Source organism: Pseudomonas sp. 2hn (genome assembly GCF_019646095.1).
Lineage (GTDB): Bacteria > Pseudomonadota > Gammaproteobacteria > Pseudomonadales > Pseudomonadaceae > Aquipseudomonas > Aquipseudomonas peradeniyensis.
On sequence record NZ_CP081016.1, the window covers coordinates 2,856,227 to 2,876,959 of the forward strand.

At 64.6% G+C, this 20,733-nt stretch carries 22 protein-coding genes; 9 read left to right on the top strand and 13 right to left on the bottom strand.

The features are described from left to right. The first annotated feature begins 77 nt into the window (after positions 1 to 77). Together K2O50_RS12890 and K2O50_RS12895 are read left to right on the top strand one after the other, a co-directional pair. The gene (locus K2O50_RS12890) at positions 78 to 215 is read left to right on the top strand and encodes a PSPA7_2676 family Cys-rich small protein (protein ID WP_177330844.1); all 138 of its coding nucleotides are present in this window, start codon (positions 78 to 80) and stop codon (positions 213 to 215) included. 9 nt (positions 216 to 224) lie between these two features. Next, positions 225 to 1,061 carry a Ku protein gene (locus K2O50_RS12895; RefSeq protein ID WP_220690024.1) on the top strand — a complete coding sequence of 279 codons (837 nt, stop codon included), beginning with the start codon at positions 225 to 227 and terminating at the stop codon, positions 1,059 to 1,061. A 16-nt stretch (positions 1,062 to 1,077) separates the two neighbouring features. Here the strand turns inward: K2O50_RS12895 and K2O50_RS12900 are convergent, their stop codons facing one another. The 5 genes from K2O50_RS12900 to ligD are packed head-to-tail and all read right to left on the bottom strand — an operon-like array spanning position 1,078 to position 6,590. Next, on the bottom strand, positions 1,078 to 1,740 hold the full coding sequence (locus K2O50_RS12900) for a glycosyltransferase (RefSeq protein WP_050705665.1): 663 nt from the start codon (positions 1,738 to 1,740) through the stop codon (positions 1,078 to 1,080). Continuing rightward, positions 1,737 to 2,336 (bottom strand): bifunctional 2-polyprenyl-6-hydroxyphenol methylase/3-demethylubiquinol 3-O-methyltransferase UbiG, encoded by a 600-nt coding sequence (locus K2O50_RS12905; RefSeq protein WP_050705666.1) that lies wholly within the window; start codon positions 2,334 to 2,336, stop codon positions 1,737 to 1,739. The genes K2O50_RS12900 and K2O50_RS12905 overlap by 4 nt, the downstream gene beginning before the upstream one ends. After that, positions 2,333 to 3,103 carry a PIG-L deacetylase family protein gene (locus K2O50_RS12910; protein ID WP_050705667.1) on the bottom strand — a complete coding sequence of 257 codons (771 nt, stop codon included), beginning with the start codon at positions 3,101 to 3,103 and terminating at the stop codon, positions 2,333 to 2,335. The genes K2O50_RS12905 and K2O50_RS12910 overlap by 4 nt, the downstream gene beginning before the upstream one ends. Next, the gene (locus K2O50_RS12915; RefSeq protein WP_050705668.1) at positions 3,100 to 4,122 is read right to left on the bottom strand and encodes an acyl-CoA dehydrogenase; all 1,023 of its coding nucleotides are present in this window, start codon (positions 4,120 to 4,122) and stop codon (positions 3,100 to 3,102) included. The genes K2O50_RS12910 and K2O50_RS12915 overlap by 4 nt, the downstream gene beginning before the upstream one ends. Continuing rightward, positions 4,122 to 6,590, bottom strand: a complete 2,469-nt coding sequence (gene ligD / locus K2O50_RS12920) for a DNA ligase D (RefSeq protein WP_050705669.1) — start codon at positions 6,588 to 6,590, stop codon at positions 4,122 to 4,124. The genes K2O50_RS12915 and ligD overlap by 1 nt, the downstream gene beginning before the upstream one ends. A 155-nt stretch (positions 6,591 to 6,745) precedes the next feature. Here ligD and K2O50_RS12925 point away from each other — a divergent pair, with 155 nt between their 5' ends. The 3 genes from K2O50_RS12925 (at position 6,746) to K2O50_RS12935 (ending at position 9,273) form a co-directional block, all read left to right on the top strand. Then, positions 6,746 to 7,207, top strand: a complete 462-nt coding sequence (locus K2O50_RS12925) for a hypothetical protein (protein ID WP_050705670.1) — start codon at positions 6,746 to 6,748, stop codon at positions 7,205 to 7,207. Beyond that, positions 7,207 to 7,437 carry a metallothionein gene (locus tag K2O50_RS12930; protein ID WP_082337739.1) on the top strand — a complete coding sequence of 77 codons (231 nt, stop codon included), beginning with the start codon at positions 7,207 to 7,209 and terminating at the stop codon, positions 7,435 to 7,437. Before K2O50_RS12925 ends, K2O50_RS12930 begins: the two co-directional genes overlap by 1 nt. A gap of 702 nt (positions 7,438 to 8,139) precedes the next feature. Further along, positions 8,140 to 9,273, top strand: coding sequence for an integrase core domain-containing protein (locus K2O50_RS12935; RefSeq protein WP_220690025.1), 1,134 nt, complete (start codon positions 8,140 to 8,142; stop codon positions 9,271 to 9,273). A 397-nt stretch (positions 9,274 to 9,670) separates the two neighbouring features. Here the strand turns inward: K2O50_RS12935 and K2O50_RS12940 are convergent, their stop codons facing one another. The 6 genes from K2O50_RS12940 to K2O50_RS12965 form a co-directional block, all read right to left on the bottom strand. Beyond that, the gene (locus K2O50_RS12940) at positions 9,671 to 10,453 is read right to left on the bottom strand and encodes an amino acid ABC transporter ATP-binding protein (RefSeq protein WP_050705672.1); all 783 of its coding nucleotides are present in this window, start codon (positions 10,451 to 10,453) and stop codon (positions 9,671 to 9,673) included. A gap of 23 nt (positions 10,454 to 10,476) precedes the next feature. Then, complete coding sequence (locus K2O50_RS12945; RefSeq protein WP_050705673.1) at positions 10,477 to 11,721, bottom strand: FAD-binding oxidoreductase; 1,245 nt, start codon at positions 11,719 to 11,721, stop codon at positions 10,477 to 10,479. Between the two features lie 16 nt (positions 11,722 to 11,737). Continuing rightward, positions 11,738 to 12,448, bottom strand: coding sequence for an ABC transporter permease (locus K2O50_RS12950; protein ID WP_050705674.1), 711 nt, complete (start codon positions 12,446 to 12,448; stop codon positions 11,738 to 11,740). Continuing rightward, a complete protein-coding gene (locus tag K2O50_RS12955; protein WP_050705675.1) occupies positions 12,445 to 13,164 on the bottom strand; it encodes an ABC transporter permease in 720 nt (239 codons plus the stop codon). The genes K2O50_RS12950 and K2O50_RS12955 overlap by 4 nt, the downstream gene beginning before the upstream one ends. A gap of 104 nt (positions 13,165 to 13,268) precedes the next feature. After that, the gene (locus K2O50_RS12960) at positions 13,269 to 14,021 is read right to left on the bottom strand and encodes a transporter substrate-binding domain-containing protein (protein WP_050705676.1); all 753 of its coding nucleotides are present in this window, start codon (positions 14,019 to 14,021) and stop codon (positions 13,269 to 13,271) included. Between the two features lie 26 nt (positions 14,022 to 14,047). Then, complete coding sequence (locus K2O50_RS12965; RefSeq protein ID WP_050705677.1) at positions 14,048 to 14,920, bottom strand: MurR/RpiR family transcriptional regulator; 873 nt, start codon at positions 14,918 to 14,920, stop codon at positions 14,048 to 14,050. Positions 14,921 to 15,063: 143 nt separating this feature from the next. Here K2O50_RS12965 and K2O50_RS12970 point away from each other — a divergent pair, with 143 nt between their 5' ends. Next, complete coding sequence (locus K2O50_RS12970; protein ID WP_220690026.1) at positions 15,064 to 16,089, top strand: Ldh family oxidoreductase; 1,026 nt, start codon at positions 15,064 to 15,066, stop codon at positions 16,087 to 16,089. 36 nt (positions 16,090 to 16,125) lie between these two features. On the opposite strand, the gene K2O50_RS12975 is transcribed toward K2O50_RS12970, so the two are convergent. Both K2O50_RS12975 and K2O50_RS12980 read right to left on the bottom strand, forming a co-directional pair. Continuing rightward, positions 16,126 to 16,374 carry a hypothetical protein gene (locus K2O50_RS12975; RefSeq protein ID WP_050705940.1) on the bottom strand — a complete coding sequence of 83 codons (249 nt, stop codon included), beginning with the start codon at positions 16,372 to 16,374 and terminating at the stop codon, positions 16,126 to 16,128. Positions 16,375 to 16,385: 11 nt separating this feature from the next. After that, positions 16,386 to 16,631: a hypothetical protein gene (locus tag K2O50_RS12980; RefSeq protein ID WP_050705939.1), complete on the bottom strand. Its 246-nt coding sequence runs from the start codon at positions 16,629 to 16,631 to the stop codon at positions 16,386 to 16,388. A gap of 599 nt (positions 16,632 to 17,230) precedes the next feature. On the opposite strand from K2O50_RS12980, the gene K2O50_RS12985 reads away from it, so the two are divergent. From K2O50_RS12985 to tpx, 3 genes are all read left to right on the top strand, one after another. Then, the gene (locus K2O50_RS12985; protein WP_050705938.1) at positions 17,231 to 18,427 is read left to right on the top strand and encodes an amino acid aminotransferase; all 1,197 of its coding nucleotides are present in this window, start codon (positions 17,231 to 17,233) and stop codon (positions 18,425 to 18,427) included. 296 nt (positions 18,428 to 18,723) lie between these two features. Next, entirely contained in the window at positions 18,724 to 20,004 is a 1,281-nt protein-coding gene (locus K2O50_RS12990) for a serine/threonine transporter (RefSeq protein WP_050705937.1), read from the top strand. 164 nt (positions 20,005 to 20,168) lie between these two features. After that, complete coding sequence (tpx, locus tag K2O50_RS12995) at positions 20,169 to 20,669, top strand: thiol peroxidase (RefSeq protein ID WP_050705936.1); 501 nt, start codon at positions 20,169 to 20,171, stop codon at positions 20,667 to 20,669. Positions 20,670 to 20,733 lie beyond the last annotated feature (64 nt).

Sequence of the window (20,733 nt, forward strand, 5' to 3'; positions counted from 1 at the left end):
AGTCGAATAAACCTTGGCCGCGACGCGCAGTCAGCTGTTGTAAGAGCCCCAAATCGTGCGGGCCAAGGAGGTGGCTGATGAAACTCGTCTGTCTGCTGCGTGGCTGCCAGTGGCGCAGCCTGTCGGTCCGTGAAATCGCCGGGCTTGACTGCCAGTGCTGCGAACGCTGCGGTGCGCTGCTCTACAGCCAGCCCGGCCAACCCCTCGACGCGTAGGAGCCGACCATGGCCCGGGCAATCTGGAAAGGTGCGATCAGCTTCGGCCTCGTGCATATCCCCGTCTCCCTCAATACCGCCGTGCGCACCGAGCGCGTCGATTTCGACTGGCTCGACAAGCGCAGCATGGAGCCGGTGGGCTACAAGCGGGTGAACAAGGTGACCGGCAAGGAGATCGACAAGGAGCACATCGTCAAGGGCGTGGAGTACGAGAAGGGCCGTTATGTGGTGATCAGCGAGGAGGAGATTCGCAAGGCCCGGCCCGAGGCGACCCAGACCATCGATATCTTCTCGTTCGTCGATGCCAGGGAGATCCCGCTGCAACAGTTCGACACGCCTTATTACCTGAGCCCTGACCGTCGTGGCGGCAAGGTCTATGCCTTGCTGCGCGAGACCCTGGAAAGTACCGGCAAGGTGGCCCTGGCCACCGTGGTGCTGCATACCCGCCAGCACCTGGCGCTGCTGCGCCCGCTGGAGGACGCGCTGGTGATGATTACCCTGCGCTGGCCCGAGGAGGTGCGTGACCTCGCGTCTCTGGAACTGGACAAGAGCGTGACCGACAGCAAGCTGGACAAGCGCGAACTGGACATGGCCAGGAAGCTGGTGCAAGACATGAGCGGGCCATGGACACCCGACGAGTACCATGATGCCTTTCGCCAGACTATCCTCGACCTGGTGGAAGAGAAGGCCAGCAAGGGCAAGATCGAGACCGTGGACAAAGGCGAGGGCGCGCCGGCGGAGAAGGGCGCCGACATCATCGACCTCACCGAGCTGCTCAAGCGCAGCCTGGGTGGCAAGACCAAGGCGAAGAAGCCGGCGGCCAAGCGACCGCGCAAAGCGTCATAGCGCGGTTGCGCAGAGGTTACGGCAGTTGCCCCTCCAGTCCATTCAGGTAGTCGCCGAAGCCCTGGCGGGCGCGGCTGTCCCGGCGACTGCTGGTGGCCACGCTGTGCGCCGCCGTCCAGACGATCTGCGCGCCACTGGCCTCGAGGGCCAGCACCAGTTGCACATCTTCGTGGGCCGGCAATGGCTGGAATCCGCCGACGCGCTCATAGGCCTTGGCGCAGACACCCAGGTTGGCGCCGTGAATATGCCGATGGCCGTCCCGGGCCTGGTAACGGCTGCGGTACAACTGGCGCAGGGCGGCGCCGTGCCAGGGTTGCCAGCGCTCGATGTGCACCGTGCCGCAGACTGCGTCGGCATGCCATTGCAGTTGCGACACCAGCCAGTGCTGGGGCACGCGACTGTCGGCATCGGTAAAAGCCAGCCACTGCGCCCCGCGCTCGATCATCCACGCCGCGCCCAAGCGTCGGGCAATGCCGACGTTGCCAGCCTCCAGCTCCAGGGTGTGCACGCCATGACGGCGAGCGATGCGCGCGCTGGCATCGACGCAGCGATCGAGGACCACCAGCACCTCGACCACCAGGCCCGCCGCCTCGGCCCGCGCCACCGCCAGCTTGACGGCGGCCAGGCAGTGCCCGAGGCGGCGGGCCTCGTTGTGGGCCGGAATGATGACGGCGATCATGGGCAGGTCTCGTCCAGGTCCACGACGCTGGGTTGGCACGACCAGTACTCGAGCAGGAAATCCGCCTCCTCGTGGCGCAGCAACGGGTACAGCGGCAGGTGTCGGGCCAGCAGGGCATGGACCTCACGGCCATCCTGCGGGCAACCGGCGATGGGATGGCGCCAATGGCAGGCCAGCAGGCCGCCGTCATGGCTCAGGCTGGCCGCCGATTGCTCGATCACCTGTAGCCAGTCGGTGGGGTCCAGGTAGTAGCCGATCTCGCTGAGCACGATCAGGTCGAACTGCCCGCCCGGCCAGTCGCCCGGCAGATGTCCCTGTTCGACGCGGGCATGGCTCACGCCTGCCAGCCGTTGGCGGGCCAGGGCCACGGCGGTGGCGTCGATGTCCTGGCACAGCAGGTCGGCGCAGCGCTCGGCCAGCAGGACGCTCAGTTCGCCGTTGGCGCAGGCCGGCTCGAACACGCGCGCGTAGCACTGGCGCGGCAGGCTGGCCAGGGCCAGGTCGCGCTTGCGTCGTTCGTACCAGCGGGTCCGAAACGCCCACGGGTCATCGCTGGCGGCATACAGGTTGGCGAAGTACTGCGCGTCGAGGCTCATGGCGACTCCATTGACAGGAAGACCAGTTCGAAGGGTTGCAGCAGGCAGGTCTGCAGCTGTTCGGGCAGTACCGGCGGATGATCGCCATCGGGCTGCAACTGGCTGGCATGGGCGGCGAGGGCCTCGCGCTTGCGCGCCAGGCGCGTTTCGTCGAGCTGGAGACGATGTGCCTGGGGCCAGGGTAGGCGTGGATCGTCCGGAGTGGCCCAATGCCAGGCCCACACCGGTACCTCGGCCAACTGCGCGCGGCGTGACTGGGCCGCCCTGGCGCAGGCACGGCCGGCCGCTTCATGATCGCAGTGCCCATCGCCACGCCAGGTGGTCAGCAGCAAGTCGTCGGGCTGGAGCAACTGTTCCAGGTGCGTGACCAGGAAAGCTTCATCGCGGGGCAGGGAGCCGTCCTTGAGATTGAGTCGTCGCCAATCGACGCGGTTGAGGTCCAGCTCCAGCTTTTGCAGGGCATGGCGGCTCTCAAGGGGGCGCTGATGGCGCAGGCGGTGCTCGGTCCATTGGCTGGAATGCGGATGGCTGGCCTCGCCGTTGGTGGCGGAAATCAGCACCAGGTCCTGTTCCCGGCCGTGGAAGCTGGCCAACAGGCCGCCGGCCATGAGGATCTCGTCGTCCGGATGCGGCGCCAGCAGCACCAGCCGTCTGCCGGGCGGGCACAGTCGGTCCGGCGTAAGCCAGGTGGCGCGTGCCAAGTGCGCGGATTGCTGCCAGGCGCTCCAGGGCGTGCCGTCAGCGGCCTCAATCAGATTCTGGCTCATAGTTGCCATGTTCCTGCAGGCATGTCGGTCAGTTGCCGCCCCAGTTCGGCCAGGTCGCGTTCAGCGTGGCTTTGCCGCAGGTATACCGGCAGGTCGGCGCTGAGGCGGGCGAAGTGGCTGCTGCAACAGAACGGCGTGGCGCCCAGCGCCCGGCCGACGTGCTGGATGACCAACTCGACCGCCTGCTCGACCTGAGCGCGGGTGTGGCGTACCTTGAAACTGGCATCGTCGCCTGGGTGCCGGTCGATCCAGGCGGCGCATTCGCGCAGGGCGGCGCGGGCTCCGAACAAGGCCGCATCGACGGCGCCCAGGTGGGCGTCGGCGTGTGGGTCGGGCCGGGGTTTGCGGCAGTGTTCGCGCAGGTAGTCCGCCAAGGCTGCGGCCGCGCCGTACCAGCAGGCGGCGATGCCCGCGCCCCCGTGCCAGAAGCCTGGGCGGGACAGGTACTGTCCGGGCTCGCCGATGGCCAGCCCTGGCGAGTCGTCGAACGTGATGGCGACACTGGCGGTGGCGGCCATGCCAACGGCCTGCCAGTGGTCGGCCTGGATACGCTGGCTGGGATGGCCCAGCTCGATGGCCACCAGTTGAGGCTGGTCGTCCTGCCAGGCGGTCAGCAGCGCACGGTCGATCTGCAATGCCCCCGAACACCAAAACTTGCGGCCTTGCAGGCGAACCTGCTCGCCGTTCCGTTCGACGATGAGGGTGCGGGCATCCGGCGGCTCGGCAGCCCACACGCCCCAGATTCCGTCGTATGCATGATGGGCGGCGCCGCATTCGGCGAGGATCGCCAAGGCGTCGGTATGGCCTTCGTAGAGCTTGGCCAGGCTGAGATCGCAAGCAGCGACCCGCGCCAGGGCCCGCCAGCGCTCCAGGGTCCGCCCCTGGCCCGGCAAGGGGAGCAGGTCGAGGTGTTCGCGCTGCAGAGCCTGCAGCAGTTCCGGCAGCAAGGGTTCGAGTTCGAGAGGCTGCGAACGGGCAGCAAGCCGGTGTAGCAGTTGATCGAAGTGAGTCGATTCCATCAGGCAATCCCCAGTTGCTTGCGCATGCGCACGGTGATCGACTGACGGGTGCTGGCCATTTCGGCCCACGGATCGTCCACCTCGGCAAGCCGGGCCTGCAGGTTGCCGATGTTCCATTGGTTGGCGCCTTTGAGCTGAGTCAGTTCCTCACGCCAGATCGGCACCGACACCGGCAGGCCCTCGCGGGCGCGCAGCGAGTAGGCGGCGACGGTGGTGGCGCCCTTGCCGTTGCGCAGGTAGTCGATGAAGATCCGCCCGACCCGGTTCTTTGGCCCGGACACGGCGCTGAGGCGATCGGGGAACAGGCCGGCCATGTGCTGGACCAAGGCATGGCTGAAGTCCTTCACTTCGTCCCAGCCGGCGCGCCGGGTCAACGGCACGACGAGGTGCATGCCCTTGCTGCCGCTGGTCTTGAGAAACACCTTCAGGCCCAGTTCGTCGAGCAAGGTGAGGGTCAGCTGGGTGGCCTCGAGCATGGCCTTCCAGGGCAGTGCGGGATCAGGGTCGAGGTCGAGCACGAAGCGGTCGGGCTTGTCGAAGTCCTTGGTGGTGGCATTCCAGGTATGCAATTCCAGTGTGTTCATCTGCACCGCGCCCAGCAGGCTGTCGGCGCGGTTGAGCACCATGGCCGCCTGGCCGGCCTGGGCCTTGCTGTAGCTGAGCACGTGGGGAATATGCAGCTGGCCGGCGTTCTTCTGGAAGAACAGCTCGCCGCCCAGGCCATCTGGTGCTCGGACCAGGGCGACAGGCCGATCCTTGAGCTGCGGCAGCAGCCGGTCGGCGACCTGGGCGTAGTACTGTGCGACCTGGCGCTTGGTGGCCCCGGTGGTCGCGTCGACCACGCGCTCGGGGTGGGTCAGGCGCAGGTTGCCCAGGCCCTCGGGTCGTGTCTGTGCTGCACGCTTGGCGGGCATCGCTCGCTCCAGGTCGATGGCGGTGGCGGGTTTGTCGTCGCGCAGACCGTGGAACACCGAATGGCGCACGATGCCTTCGCGAGTCATCTGGGCGTAGGCGACTTCCGCCAGCAGTTGCGGTTTGAGCCAGTGCACGCCGCGGGCTTCGGCCCCGCTGGGGGGGCGAGCCAAGGGCGGCTTGGCGGTCTGCAGCGGTTTCAAGCGGGCGAGGATGCTGTCCAGGGTGGCGGCGCTGAAGCCGGTGCCGACCTTGCCGGCGTAGCGCAGCTGACCGCTGTCGTGGTCGTGCAGCGCCAGCAGCAGGGCGCCGAAGCCGTTGCGACTGCCCTTGGGGTCGGTGTAGCCGACAATCACGAATTCCTGGCGCTGCTTGCACTTGAGCTTGATCCAGTCGCTGCTGCGTCGGCCGACGTAGGGGCTGTCGGCACGTTTGCCGATCAGCCCCTCGAGTTCCAGCCGACAGGCGCTGTCGAGCAGCGAGTCGACCGGCTCCTTGAAGTCGGCTGAATACCTGAGCAGTGGCGAAGCGTTATCTTCCAGCAGTTTGGCCAGGGTGTCGCGACGCGCCTTTAGCGGCAGTTCGCGCAGATCCTCACCGCCCAGCCAGGGGAGGTCGAACAGGTAATAGGTGATACGTTCGTCGTGCTTGGTGTCGAAGGCATTTTGCAGGGCCTGGAAATCGGCTGCACCGTTGTCGCCGACCACCACCATTTCGCCGTCCAGCCATGCCGCGTCGAGCCCCAGTGCCTTGAGCGCCTCGACCTGGCGGGGCATTTTCGCGCTCCAGTCGTGGCCATTGCGGGTGAACAGGCGTATGTCGTCACCGTCGATGCGGGCCAGGATCCGGTAGCCATCGAACTTGACTTCGTAACGCCAGTCGCCGCTGGGCGGGGAGTCGACCAACGTGGCCAGTTGTGGCTGGAGCAACGCCGGCAGTGCTTTGCGGCCGGCCTTGCGTTTGCGCTTGGAAGCGGTTGTCTTGGTCGGGTGCCGCGGTGGCAGGGTGCGCTCGCTCAGCACGCTGTCCGGCAGGGCCTCGACGATGCGGTAGTCGGTTTCGCTGCGCGCCTGTCCGTCATGGGACTTGACCAGCATCCACTGCTCTTTCTTGCCGGCCAGGTGGGTGCGGAACAGGTTCCAGACGCCCGACAGCTTCTCGCCTTGCAGGCGAAAGCGCAGTTTGCCTTTGGCATAGGCTTCACGCGGATCGCCTTCGGGCTCCCAGATACCCCGGTCCCAGACGATCACATCACCGGCGCCGTAATGGCCTTCGGGTATGCGTCCTTCGAAATCGGCGTAGTCCAATGGGTGATCCTCCACGTGCACCGCCAGGCGCCGGACTTTGGGATCGAGCGAGGGGCCCTTGGGGATCGCCCAGCTCTTGAGGGTGCCGTCGAGTTCCAGGCGGAAGTCGTAGTGCAGGTGGCTGGCATCGTGTTTCTGGATGCAGTACTGCAGCGCGTGGGCCGAGCGTGGCCTGGCGCGCTTGCCAGCCGGCTCGGGCGTGGCGTTGAAATCGCGCTTGCGCTGGTACTCCTGCAGGGGCTTGGCCATGGCGGGCTCCGGGAGGGTTCGGGTCTCAAGATTGGGAGGCGGCGGCGCGGCGTTGAGTTCAAAAAAACGCGCGCGGCGGTGCTTTGTGAAGAAACTCTGAATCATTGCTTCCTAGGGGCAGTCGACCGTGTGAAGCCCACTGATGGAGAACGTTAATGCCTAGACCCGATGACCCAAGACCGCAGGTGGAGATCGACGCCACCGAGGACCGCATGGGCAGTGTCCACGAGCTGGATTTCAGCGAGCGCCGCGATGAACGCCACGGGCGTGTCGGCGACGAGCGTCCGGCGCGCGAGATCGCCGAGGACTACCCGCCCCGGCGTGTCGCTGAAAGCGGCCTGACCGGTGGCGAGACCCTGAGCGACAGCCTGCACGAGGACAATGTCACCCTTGACGACCTGAGCCCGGACACACTGTTTGATGAAACCGGTGCTCGCGATCCGCATGAGCCAGGCATGGGTGGCGGACCTGCCGACCAGACCCTGCGCCAGGTGGACGCCCACGAGATCGGTGGCGGCATCGGCCTGGATGAGGCAGAACTCGCCCGCTCGGCGCCGTTGGACGGTGAGCCGTGGACCGACGACGTGGAGCCTGATGACGATAGGAGAGAGCCGTGATGAATGAGCAACGCTGTTCTTGCAACCACTGTTCTTGCACCGTGGATGCCAATGCCGTGGTCCAGGATGGCAAGGCCTATTGCTGCGAAGCCTGCGCGACGGGGCATCGCAATGGGGAGCCGTGTCGTATGGCGGACTGCAAATGTGGAGAGATGACCCAACCGAAGGAGAGTAATGTCGATAACGCGCTGGATGAAACATTCCCGGCGAGTGATCCCATATCGCCATAAGGTTCTTTCACTCTCGACGGCCCTTTCGTTGGAATCTCCGGCGAAGGAAAGTTATTACATCAACATGCCGCCGATCAATAGCAACTCTGTTGATCTTGATCTTGATCTTGATCTTGATCTTGATCTTGATCTTGCTTCTAAGTGCGCGATAGTTCAGGCGACGCCAATTGCGACTTCAGGAGGCCGAGCGGAGTTCTTGCGGAGGGAGGTGACGGGCATGGATGCCCGTCAAGCGCTGCGCCCCAGGATGGGGCGTTCAGCGCGGTCCTCCCGGGAGCAAGAACGGAGCGAGGGAACCCCGGAGCGAAGCGTAGGGGCCGGATGAATGGAGCGAGGATTTTTTGGTGACTTTTTGATCCTTCAAAAAGTTACCCGCCGTAAGGGCGGAAAGGTGACTTTGCGTCACCATCGCAAATGAATGCGCATATAATTGTCAAAACACATGCTTTAAAAGTCAAAGTCAAAGTCAAAGTCAAAGTCAAAGTCAAAGTTGGTCGGTGCTGGTATTAACAGTTGTAAGTGCATTCATTCGCGATGTCGACGCATAGTCACCTTTTCGCCCTTACGGCGAGTTCCTTTTTGAAGGATCAAAAAGGAACCAAAAAATCCTCGCGGTATGACTCACCCACATGGGTTACAAATCAGTTCACGCACATAGGTAACAGTCTTTAACTGGCAGGGTCGGTTTTCGAGGATCTGACCATGCCTTGGCGAGAGCTGAAACCTATGGACCTGAAAATGCTTTTCATCGCGGATTACCTACAGGGGGCGCCCAGCTTCAGCGCCTTGTGCCAGGCCTACGAGATCAGCCGAAAGACCGGCTACAAGCGCAGCCGCCGCCGGCTGACCCAGGATTGGGTCGTCCCCGTCGCAGTTCGCGAAGCCATCATCGAACTGCGCAGTCGAGGCGAAACGGAACCGGGTCCGAAAAAGATCCAGGCTGCGCTGCAGGAGCGTTTCCCTGATGAGGCGCCGCCCTCGAAGACAGCGATCTACAACATCCTCAAGAAAGCCGAATTGATCAAACCACGCCGCTTACGTCAGCGGGTAGCGGTCTATCCCAAGCCACTGGAGAAGGCAGAGTCGCCTAACCAGCTGTTCAGTGCGGACTACAAAGGCCAATTTCTGACAGGTGCAGGCGTCTGGTGCTATCCGCTGACGATCATGGATCACGCCAGTCGCTTCCTGCTCGCCTGCCACAGCATGCCCAACACCAATCTCCTGGAAACGCAGGCCGTTTTCACCCAAGTGTTCCGCGAGAATGGCCTGCCTGAGCGGATCCGTACCGATAACGGTGTACCGTTTGCCAGTAAGGGGCGTGCGGGACTTTCCCAGCTGTCGATCTGGTGGCTGCGTCTAGGCATCATTCCCGAGCGCATTGCGCCTGGTCGGCCTGAACAAAATGGCCGTCACGAACGCATGCATCGGACGCTCAAAAGCACGCTACCATCGCCGCCGGCAGTGGCCTGGGAGGCTCAACAACGGCACTTTGATCGCTTCCGGCAGCACTACAATCACGAGCGCTTGCATGAAGCGTTGAAGCAGAAAACACCGGCGTCTTGCTACCAACCCTCGCCGCGCCCATTCCCTGAAAAACTCCCCGAGATGACCTATCCCAGCCATATTGAGAGCTTGCCAGCGGATAGCTGCGGCATCATCAACCGCCGCGGCTTGAGGATCTACGTAGGTTATGTGCTCAAGCACCAGACCATTGGCCTGGAGCAGGTTGGGGATGGCGTCTGGGATGTTATTTTCGGTCCCATCATCCTTGGCAGGGTCGATGTACGGGATGCCACTGATGGTTATGTAACACTCAAGGTGTTGTCACCTATGTGAGTGAACTTTTGTGTAACCCATGTGGGTGACCCGTACATCGCTCCATTCATCCGGCCCTCCGCTTCGCTCCGGGTCCCCTCACTCCGGCCTTGCTCCCGGGAGGACCGCGCTGCAGGGCCCATCCTGGGCCCCAGCGCTTGACGGGCATCCATGCCCGTCACCTCCCTCCGCAAGGCCTGCGTTCGGCCTCCTGAAGTCGCGAAAGTACGGGCGGCGCCTGGACTGACGCAGCTGTCGCTAGTCGACGGTGAAGTTGGACATACGGATGTCAAGATCAAGATCAAGATCAAGATCAAGATCAAGATCAAGATCAAGATCTGCATCAGTATGAATGGCGACGCAATCTTGCAAGAGGGTGCGGTCAGGGTGGCGCTCATGCGCCCAGAACCGCTAATCGCTAATGCAGGATCTGCTTCAGAAACGCCTGTGCCCGCGCGGTCCTGGGCTGCCCGAAGAATACCTCCGGCGAACTGTCCTCGATGATCCGCCCGCCCTCGAGAAACAGCACCCGCTCGGCCACCTGCCGGGCGAAGCCCATCTCGTGGGTGACGCAAAGCATGGTCATGCCGGTGCCAGCCAACTGCACCAGCACATCCAGCACCTCGGCCACCATCTCCGGGTCGAGCGCCGAGGTCGGTTCGTCGAACAGCATGATCCTCGGTTTCATGCACAGCGCCCGGGCGATCGCCACCCGCTGCTGCTGGCCGCCGGACAGCTGGCTGGGGTACTTGTGCGCCTGGCTCTCGATGCCGACCTTGCTCAAGTAGAATCGCGCCCGTTCCTCGGCCTCCCGGCGCGACAGGCCGCGCACGCTCATCGGCGCCAGCAGGCAGTTGTCGAGCACGCTCATGTGCGGGAACAGGTTGAAGTGCTGGAACACCATGCCGATCTCGCTGCGCACCTGGTCGGCCTGGCGGCCTTTGCTGGCCAGGTCGATGCCGGCGACATGGATGCTGCCCTGCTGGGCGATCTCCAGGCGGTTGATGCAGCGGATCAGCGTCGACTTGCCCGAGCCCGACGGGCCGCAGAGCACGATACGCTCGCCCTCGCGTACCGACAGGTCGATGTCGTGCAGCACATGGAAGGCGCCGTAGTGCTTGTTCAGGCCCTCGATGCGGATCAGCTCCGGGCGCTGATCGGGGGCAGGGTGCAGGCTGGCAAGGCTCAGGGGGGCGGTCATCTTGTTGTTCTCCCGCTCAAGGTTCAGTCGAAACGTGCGGCGCTGTAGGGCGCAGGGTCGGTGAAGGGGCGCTCGCCGGTCATCAACTCCGCCAGCAGGCGGCCACTGACCGGGCCCAGGGTCAAGCCGTGGTGGGCATGGCCGAAGTTGAACCACAGGTGTTTGTGCAGGGGCGCCGGGCCGATCACCGGGCGCATGTCCGGCAGGCAGGGGCGGCGGCCCAGCCAGGGCTTGTCGTCCAGGCGCTCGCCCAGGGCCGGGAACAGCCGGCGTGCCAGGGCCTCGCAGCGGCGTAGCTGGATCTCGTTGGCGGCGGCGTCGCTCGCCGCGAACTCGATGCCGGTGGTCAGGCGCACGCCACGGGCCATCGGCGCCAGGACGTAGCCGCCCTGGGTGTCGCAGATCGAGTGCCCTAGCTCGGCGCCGTAGCGGGTGGCGTAGTGCATGTGGTAGCCGCGTTTGATGCCAAGTGGAAAGCGGTAGCCCAGCCGCTCGTAGAGGTCGGCCGACTGCGGGCCGAGGCAGGCCACCACTTCGTCGGCGATCACGCTGCCGCGACGCGTGTCCAACTGCCAGCCATCCTCGACCTGGCGCAGGCTACGGGCGTCGCCGTGGAGGAACTGCCCCCCGCGCTGCACGAACAGCGCCGCATAGCCACGGGTCAGGCCGCCGGGGTTGCTCACTGTCTTCGGGTCGAGCCAGTGGATGCCGCCGATCACGCCACCGTCCAGTTGCTGTTCGCGGGCCTGCAACTGTTCGCGTTCGAGGATCTCGTACTGCAGGCCGTAGCGGGTCAGGCCCTTAAGGTCGCGCTTGGCCTGTTCGAACAGCGCGGCATCACGGTACACCTCGATCCAGCCTTTGGCCTGTACCAGCCCCTGCAGGCCGGCGGCCTCGATCAGCGCATCGTGTTCCTCGACGCTGCGCTGCACCAGCGGCAGCATGTCGGCGGCGGCCTGGGCCAGTTGCCCGGGGGCGGACTGGCGCCAGTAGCTGAGCAGCCAGGGCGCGGCCTTGGGCAGGTGGGTCAGGCTGTAGCGCACGTCGGGCTGGCGGTTCAGGCCATAGCGCAGCAAGGCACTCCACTGGCGCGGGAAGGCGTAGGGGATCACGCTGGAGCGCTCGATAAGCCCGGCGTTGCCATGGCTGGTGCCGCTGCCCGGTTCGTCGCGGTCGACGAGGATCACCTGGCGTCCGCGGGCCTGCAGGTGCAGGGCGGTGCTGACGCCGACGATGCCGGCGCCCAGGACGATGATCTGGCAATGCATGGAAGGATTCCTTCAATCAGTTCAGGTGGCGGCCCAGGCGGGCCTCCAGGTGTTTCAGGGTGCGCCGGACCACCTCGACGATCAGCAGGTAGAGCACCGCCGCCCACAGGTAGATCTGGAAGTCGAAGCTGCGCGAGAAGGCCAGCTTGGTCACCCCCATCAGGTCGTAGAGGGTCACCAGCGAGGCGATGGCGCTGGCCTTGATCATCATGATCAGTTCGTTGCCCAGCGGGCCGATGGCCACCAGCAGCGACTGCGGCAGCACCACCTTGAAGAAGGTGGTCGAGCGCTTGAGGTTGAGGGCCTTGGCGGCCTCGTACTGGCCCGGCGCGACGGCCATCAGGCTGGCGCGGAAGATCTCGGCCTGGTACGCGGCGGTGTTGAGGGTGAAGGCGAGCAGGGCGCAGTACCAGGCCTCGCGGAAGAACCACCACAGCCCCAGGTCCTGCCAGAAGCCCTTGAACGAACCAAGCCCGTAGTACAGCAAAAACAACTGCGCCAGCAGCGGCGAGCCGCGGAAGAAGTACACGTAGCCGGCGGCCAGGCGTCGCAGCACGAGGCTCCGCGACATCCGCGCCAGGGCCAGGAGCATGCCCAGCAGCGCGCCGAGGGTGAAGGAGATCGCCACCAGCTTGGCGGTGACCAGCAGGCCATCGACGAAGCGCGCGCCGTAGCGCTCCAGCAGGTCGGGGTCAAGCACGTAGGCCAGCAGTTGCTCCGGGCTCATGGGCGGGCTCCTTGCAGATGGCGGTTGCTGCGCCGCTCCAGCAGGGCGAAGACCCTGCCCGACAGCGCCGAGAACAGCAGGTAGACCAGGCAGGCGACGCCGTAGAACAGCATCGGTTCCTTGGTCACGCTGACCGCCAGGTTGGTCTGGCGCATCAGGTCGATCAGCGAGATGGTCGAGACCAGCGAGGTGTCCTTGAGCAGGCTCAGCCAGTTGTTCGACAGGCCCGGCAGGGCGATGCGCGTCAGTTGCGGCAGCACCACCCTGAAGAACCCTGTGCGCTTGCCCAGGCCCAGGGCCGCGCAGGCCTCCAGCTGGCCCTTGGGCAGGGTCTTGAAGGCCATCAGCCAGATTTCGCTGGAAAATGCGGCGAACACCAGGCTGAAGGCGGCCATTGCGGCAAGGAAGGTGTTGATCAGCACCTCGCCCTCGTAGCCCAGCGCGGCGAGGACCTTCTGCGCGGCGATCTGGCAGCCGTAGTAGATGATCAGCAGGGTGAGCAGTTCGGGCAGGCCGCGAAACACCGTGGAAAAGGTGGTGGCCCAGGCCCGCGGCAGGCGTTTGCGCGAGCGCGCGGCCAGCGCCACCAGCAGGCCCAGCGGCAGGCCGATGGGCAGGCAGGCCAGGGCCAGCGACACGGTCACCAGGGCGCCGGCCAAGAGCGCCTGGCCCCAGCCGCCGCTGGCGAAGGAGAGCAGGGAGAGTTGATCGAGCATGTGTAACCCCCAGGATACAGGCGACCCCGTGGGAGCGGGCTTGCCCCGCGATAGCACCTGATTGACGAAGGACACCATCGCGGGGCAAGCCCGCTCCCACGAGATTACTGGTAGATATCGAAGGCGAAGTACTTGCTCGCGATCTTCTGGTACGTGCCATTGGCCACGATTGCCGCCAGGGCCTCGTTCAACCGCGTGCGCAGGACCTCGTCATCCTTGCGCACGGCAATCGCCGCGTCGGCCTTGGTACCGTCGACGTCGCCGAGGATCTTGCAGCAGTCCTTGCCATTCTTGTTCAGCCATTCGTGCAGCGGGAACTTGTCGGCGATCACCCCGTCCAGGCGCCCGGCGGCAAGGTCGGCATTGGCCTCGTCCAGGGTCGGGTACAGCTTCACGTCCGCGCCGGCCTTGCCATACACGTCCTCGGCGTAGATCGCCTGGGTCGAGGCGGACTGGGCACCGACCGTGTAGCCCTTGAAATCGGTCTGTGCGTCGCTGATCGTGCTGTCCTTGGCGACTGCCACGGTCAGCGGGGTGCGGTAGTAGCGGTCGGTGAAGGCGATCTTGCGGCGCCGCTCCTCGGTGTCGATCATCGAGGCCACCACCGCGTCGTACTTGCGCGCCATCAGCGCCGGGATGATGCCTTCCCAGTCCTGGGCCACCAGGGTGCACTCGACTTTCATCTGCTCGCACAGGGCATGGGTGATGTCGATGTCGAAGCCGTGCAGCTGGTTGTTCGCATCGACGTAGTTGAACGGCGGGTAAGCGCCTTCAGTGGCAAAACGCAGAGTCTCGGCACTGGCGCCGGCCGCCAGCAGCAGGGCGCACGCACCCACCACAGCCATGGTTCCTTTCATCTCGCACCTCGGTAGTTGCACTCTTGCTATTGTTGTTTGCCCGCCGGCCACGAGGTGTAGCCGACGAACTCGTTATGTAGAGCGGCAGTTGCTTCCAAGCGTCTTTCAACATCCGGTCCGAGCTTCTTGCAGACCTCGTTGACCATCAGGTGCACCCACGACAGCATGGTCGCGGTGGATTCCCAGAACAGGTTGAATTCGGTGGGGATGCGGAACACCTCGTCGGCGTTGGCATCGGCCCAGTCACAGAAGGTGTCGGTGACCAGGGTCACCGGGATGCCCAGCACGCGGGCCTTGTGGCACAGCTGCAGGGCATGACGGGAATAGCGGCGCGCTTCGAACACCACCAGCGCGCAGTCCTGGGGGCGCCCCAGCAGCACCTCGGCGAAGTGCCCGGCGCTGCCGTCGACCAGTTGCACGCCGTCGCGCAGGTATTGCAGCAGGTGGCTCATGCACATGGCCACGCCACGTTCGGTCTGAAAGCCGGCGACGAACACCCGCGGTTTTTCCGCCAGGCGCCGGGCCACCTGCTGCCAGGCTTCGCCGCGGCTGTATTCGTGCACGCGTACCAGCGCGGCCATTTCCAGCTCCAGGCTGCCCGAGCGCTGGTCATCCTCGGGTTGCTGGCGGAACTCCTGCAGGCGGTCGCCCACCAGCCAGGGACCGTCGCCCAGGTCGTTCTGCAGGTCCTGCTTGAGCGCCTTGAGGTGCGCGTAGCCCAGCGAGCGACAGAAGCGGCCGACGCTGGATTCACTGACGCCCAGCTTGGCGGCGATGCTGGCCGAGGTCTGGAACGGCAGTTCGTGGAGGTTGGCGAGCATGTAGCTGGCGATCTGGCGGCCCGAGGCGGCTGCGGTGTGCAGGCTGCTTTCCAGGCGTTGCTTGATCGATCGGCTCATGGTCGGTTCCGGTTGATTTCTGGCGTGGAAGCCAAAATGGCTGTTTTCTGTCATCAAGTCAATATTTGACAGATAGCTGTCATTGGCGGGAAAGTCTGTGCAGTTGCGCTGTAGCGAATCCAATTCCAAGAAAGGAGCTCCAGATGTCTTCACCTTCCACCGGCCCTGTCGTGCGCGTGCCTTTTAACGAACTGCAGGCGTTGCTGCAGTCGATCTTCGAGCGTCATGGCTGCAGCGCGGCGGTGGCCGCCGTGCTCGCCCACAATTGCGCCAGTGCCCAGCGCGACGGTGCCCACAGCCATGGGGTGTTCCGTATTCCCGGTTATGTCTCGACCCTGGCCAGTGGTTGGGTCGATGGTCGCGCCGAGCCACAGGTGAGTGATCTTGCGCCGGCCTATGTGCGAGTCGATGCCAAGGGCGGCTTTGCCCAGCCGGCATTGGCCGCAGCCCGCCCGCTGCTGGTGGAGAAGGCGCGCAGGGCCGGCATCGCGGTGCTGGCGATCCACAACTCGCACCATTTCGCCGCGCTGTGGCCGGATGTCGAACCGTTCGCCGACGAGGGCCTGGTCGCCCTGAGCGTGGTCAACAGCATGACCTGCGTGGTGCCACACGGTGCGCGCAAGCCGCTGTTCGGCACCAACCCCATTGCTTTTGCCGCGCCTTGCGCCGGGCATGATCCGATCGTCTTCGACATGGCCACCAGTGCCATGGCCCATGGCGATGTGCAGATCGCCGCGCGGGCGGGCGAGCAACTGCCGCCGGGCATGGGCGTGGATGCCGAGGGCCGGCCGACCAGCGACCCCAAGGCGATTCTCGAGGGCGGCGCCTTGCTGCCGTTCGGCGGGCACAAGGGCTCGGCGCTGTCGATGATGGTCGAACTGCTGGCGGCGGCGCTGACGGGCGGCAATTTCTCCTGGGAGTTCGACTGGTCCGGGCATCCGGGAGCCAAGACCCCCTGGACCGGGCAGTTGATCATCGTGATCGACCCGAGCAAGGCCGAGGGCGAGCGCTTTGCGCTGCGCAGCCGTGAACTGGTGGAACAGATGCAGGCAGCCGGGTTGACACGGATGCCGGGCGAGCGGCGTTATCGCGAGCGTGAAGTGGCTGGGCGAGAAGGGGTGGCGTTGAGTGAGCGGGAGTGGGGGGAGTTGCGGGGGTTGGCGGGCTGAATTGGCCTCATCTGGATCGGGATGGGGCGCAGGTCCTCAATCCCGATCACGATCAAAAAAGTGCGAGCGGTCAAACAGCAGGGTCGTGCCGAGCACGACGAAGAATAGAGCCCATTGCCCACCATCGAGATTCATGAACTCGCGTTGCCCCAGCTGTGAACAAGTGCTGATGCCCGCCACCATGAAGACGATGTACAGGATTCTGCGAAGCAGTACTGACCTGCAAAGCCAGTCGAACAGAAGGACTGCGACCGGCAGATAGATCAGCAGGTAAAGCATGGTCATGAATGCCTCCTCTATCGGTTTCGCTCATACCAACTCGAGCGTTCGAACAGCAGAGGAAATCCGGCGAGTGAAAAGAACAGGCCCCATGCCCCTCCATCCCAGTAAAGAACCTCCTGGGCACCGAGTTGGGTGCAAGCGGTGATGCCTGTGATCTGGAAAACCAGGTAGAGCCATCTGCGCACCAGAATCGGCTTGCAGATCCAGTCGAGGAACCAGCCTGTCAGTGCAGTACATACAGCCAGGTAGATGTAAGGCATCGTATGGTCCTTGTCTTTGGACGCGCCCTTCACAGGCCTTTGGCGAGAAGGCAATTGATCGCGTGATGGCGGCCAAGTGTTTGGCGATGGTCTTGCACCGCTCTCGAGATCGAGCGCCGCCCGCGCGGCGCATCGCGGACAAGCCCGCTCCCACATCTGTTTCGGGCCAGTCAATCCTGTGCCATTACCTGGTCCGCCTTGTTTGTACGACGCGGTTTTTGCGTGGTCGCTACCGCCGCTCCACATGACTCAAGACATGCACCAAGGCGGACAACCATGGCCTGGCAGGGTTGGCACGTTGCAACAAATGTGGGGGCGGGCTTGTCCCGCGATGCGCCGCGCGGGCGGCGCTCGATCTCAAGATCGCTGCTACTCTCCAGTCGTACTAGAGAATCAACAGGGACAATGACAGGCAGTTACATCGAGCGCCTATTCATCCGTTTCCGTAATTGATGTGGGAAATGTCTTTGCGTCGTGACCCCCGCTCTTGCGCCCCTGCATCGACTCCTTGCACATCGGTGATGTTCCTGACGCCCCACTGCGGGTATCCTCGCTGGAGCCTTCCCTGAACTGTCCTGATTTCCAAGGAGCTGCACGCTGTGTTCAAACATGTCGATGCCTATGCCGGCGACCCGATCCTCTCGTTGATGGAAACCTTCAAGGCCGACCCGCGCGCCGACAAGGTCAACCTGAGTATCGGCCTGTACTACGACGAAGCTGGCGTGGTGCCGCAGCTGGCGGCGGTGGGCGAGGTGGAGAAGCGCCTGGCCGGCCAGCCCCATGAAGCCTCGCTGTACCTGCCGATGGAAGGCCTGGCCGCCTACCGCCAGGCGATCCAGGCGCTGCTGTTCGGCGCAGATCACCCGGCTGTGGCCGATGGCCGCGTGGCCACCGTGCAGACCGTCGGCGGCTCCGGCGCGCTGAAAGTCGGCGCCGACTTCCTCAAGCGCTACTTCCCGGGCTCCGAGGTGTGGGTGAGCAACCCCACCTGGGACAATCACCGGGCAATCTTCGAAGGCGCGGGCTTCAAGGTGCACAGTTACCCGTACTTCGACACCGCCAGCCGTGGCGTCGATTTCGCCGGCATGCTGGCGACCCTGCAGACCCTGCCGGCCAACAGCATCGTCCTGCTGCACCCGTGCTGCCACAACCCCACCGGCGTCGACCTGGAGCAGAACCAGTGGCAGCAGGTGGTCGAGGTGGTCAAGGCGCGCCAGCTGATTCCGTTCCTCGATATCGCCTACCAGGGCTTCGGTGAAGGCCTGGTGGAAGACGCCTACGCCATTCGCGAGATGGCCCGTGCCGGCGTGCCATGCCTGGTCAGCAACTCGTTCTCGAAAATCTTCTCGCTGTACGGCGAGCGGGTAGGGGGCCTGTCGGTGGTCTGCGACGATGCCGCCACCGCCTCCAGCGTGCTCGGCCAGCTCAAGGCCACCGTGCGCCGCAACTACTCCAGCCCGCCCGCGTTCGGCGCCCAGCTGGTGGCCTGCGTGCTCGGCGACGCCGCGCTCAACGCCCAGTGGGCGGCGGAAGTGGAGGTGATGCGCAAGCGTATCCTCGACATGCGCCAGGGCCTGGTCGACCTGCTCGGCGAGCTGCTGCCGGGCCAGGACTTCCAGTTCTTCCTGCGCCAGCGCGGCATGTTCAGCTACACCGGCTTCAGCGTGGAGCAGGTGCGTCGGCTGCGTGACGAGTTCGGCGTGTACCTGATCGACAGCGGCCGGGTGTGCATGTCCGGGCTGCGTCCGGCCAACCTGCGCCAGGTGGCCGAGGCGTTTGCCGCCGTTCAGCGGTAACCGGCCTGGGGCCGCTCTGCGGCCCTTTCCGGCCGGTCCGGCGCCCCGGCAAGGCCGCTCCTACAGGGACTTGCGTTTCTCTGTAGGAGCGGCCTTGTGCCGCGAAAGGGTTGCAAAGCAGCCCCCTCCAGCACAACCTGCTTGTAAAGACAAGTGCAACCGTCCCTCGGGCGGGGCTTCCCCAAGTGCAACCTTTACATGCACAATCGCGCCCCTCTTCCCCGGTTGAGTTGGGCGAATCGTCTATTTCGCCATTCTCAGCCTGTTGCAGTCTTGCGAGTGGAGCGTCACCCGGAATGAATGAGCAGGCCCCAAGCGTTGAACAACGCTTTGTAGAATCGACCCCCGCCACCCTCGGCAGCTGGTCGCGTCAAGACACCACCTGGATGCTGGGCCTGTTCGGCACGGCCATCGGCGCCGGAACCCTGTTCCTGCCCATCAACGCCGGCCTTGGCGGTTTCTGGCCGCTGCTGGTCCTGGCCTTGCTGGCCTTCCCCATGACTTACTTCGCCCACCGCGGGCTGACCCGCTTCGTGCTCTCCGGCAGCAAGGGCGGCGACATCACCGAAGTGGTCGAAGAGCATTTCGGCATCACCGCCGGCGCGCTGATCACCGTCCTGTACTTCTTCGCCATCTTCCCGATCCTGCTGATCTACAGCGTGGCGCTGACCAACACCGTCAGCAGCTTCATGGAGCACCAGCTGCACATCGCGCCGCCACCGCGGGCGATTCTGTCGTTCGTGCTGATCCTTGGCCTCTTGGCCATCGTGCGCTGCGGCGAGCAGGCCACGGTCAAGGTCATGAGCCTGCTGGTCTACCCGTTCATCGTCGCCCTGGCGCTGCTGGCCCTGTACCTGGTGCCGCACTGGACCGGCGGCATCCTCGACACCGCCACCCAGGTGCCGTCCGGCTCGGCCTTCCTGCACACCGTGTGGCTGGCGATCCCGGTGATGGTGTTCTCGTTCAACCATTCGCCGATCATCTCGGCCTTCGCCGTCGACCAGAAGCGCCGCTACGGCGAGCACGCCGATGAGCGCAGCGGCCAGATCCTGCGTCGCGCGCACCTGCTGATGGTGCTGATGGTGCTGTTCTTCGTGTTCAGTTGCGTGCTGACCCTGAGCAGCGCCCAGCTGGCCGAGGCCAAGGCGCAGAATCTGTCGATCCTGTCGTACCTGGCCAACCACTTCGAGCAGCCGGCCATCGCCTTCGCCGCGCCCCTGATCGCCTTCATCGCCATTGCCAAGTCGTTCCTGGGCCACTACATCGGTGCCAGCGAGGGCCTCAAGGGCATGATCGTCAAGTCCGGCATGCGCCCGGGCGCCAAGGCCCTGGACCGCATCGTCGCCGCGCTGATGCTGGTGGTGTGCTGGATCGTCGCCACCCTCAACCCGAGCATCCTCGGCATGATCGAATCCCTCGGCGGCCCGATCATCGCCGTGCTGCTGTTCCTGATGCCGATGTACGCCATCCGTCGCGTGCCATCGATGCGCAAGTACAGCGGCGCGCTGTCCAACCTGTTCGTGGTGGTCGTCGGCCTGGTGGCCCTGACCTCGGTGGTGTACGGCCTGCTGGCCTGAGCCCCCGTTATGTAGGAAAAACGCCCGGGTCGACGCCAGTCACCCGGGCGTTTGTCTACAGGAATTGCCCGAACGTAGGACAATTTCATCTTTGCCCATAGGCACTTGCGTCCCTTCGTGGTTAACTCTGAAGCCTTTTCCAACCCCGTATAAGGATTTTTGCCATGGCTCAAGTGACTCTCAAAGGCAACCCGGTTCAGGTCAAAGGCAACCTGCCACAGGCTGGTGCTCAGGCGCCTGCCTTCTCCCTGGTCGCCGGCAACTTGGCCGACACCTCGCTGAAGGACTTCGCCGGCAAGCGCAAGGTGCTGAACATCTTCCCGAGCGTCGACACCCCGACCTGCGCCACCTCGGTGCGCAAGTTCAACGCCCAGGCCAATGACGTGGCCAACACCGTGGTGCTGTGCATCTCCGCCGACCTGCCTTTCGCCCAGGCGCGCTTCTGCGGCGCCGAAGGCCTGGAGAACGTGAAGAACCTGTCGACCCTGCGTGGCCGCGAGTTCCTGGAAAACTACGGCGTGGCCATCGCCGACGGCCCGCTGGCCGGCCTGGCCGCCCGCGCCGTGGTGGTGCTGGACGAAAACGACAAGGTGCTGCACAGCGAGCTGGTGGGCGAAATCGCTGACGAGCCGAACTACGAGGCGGCGCTGGCTGTCCTGAAGTAAGTGATGCTGGGGCCGCCTTGCGGCCCTTTCGCGGCACAAGGCCGCTCCTACAGAAAGCGCTGAC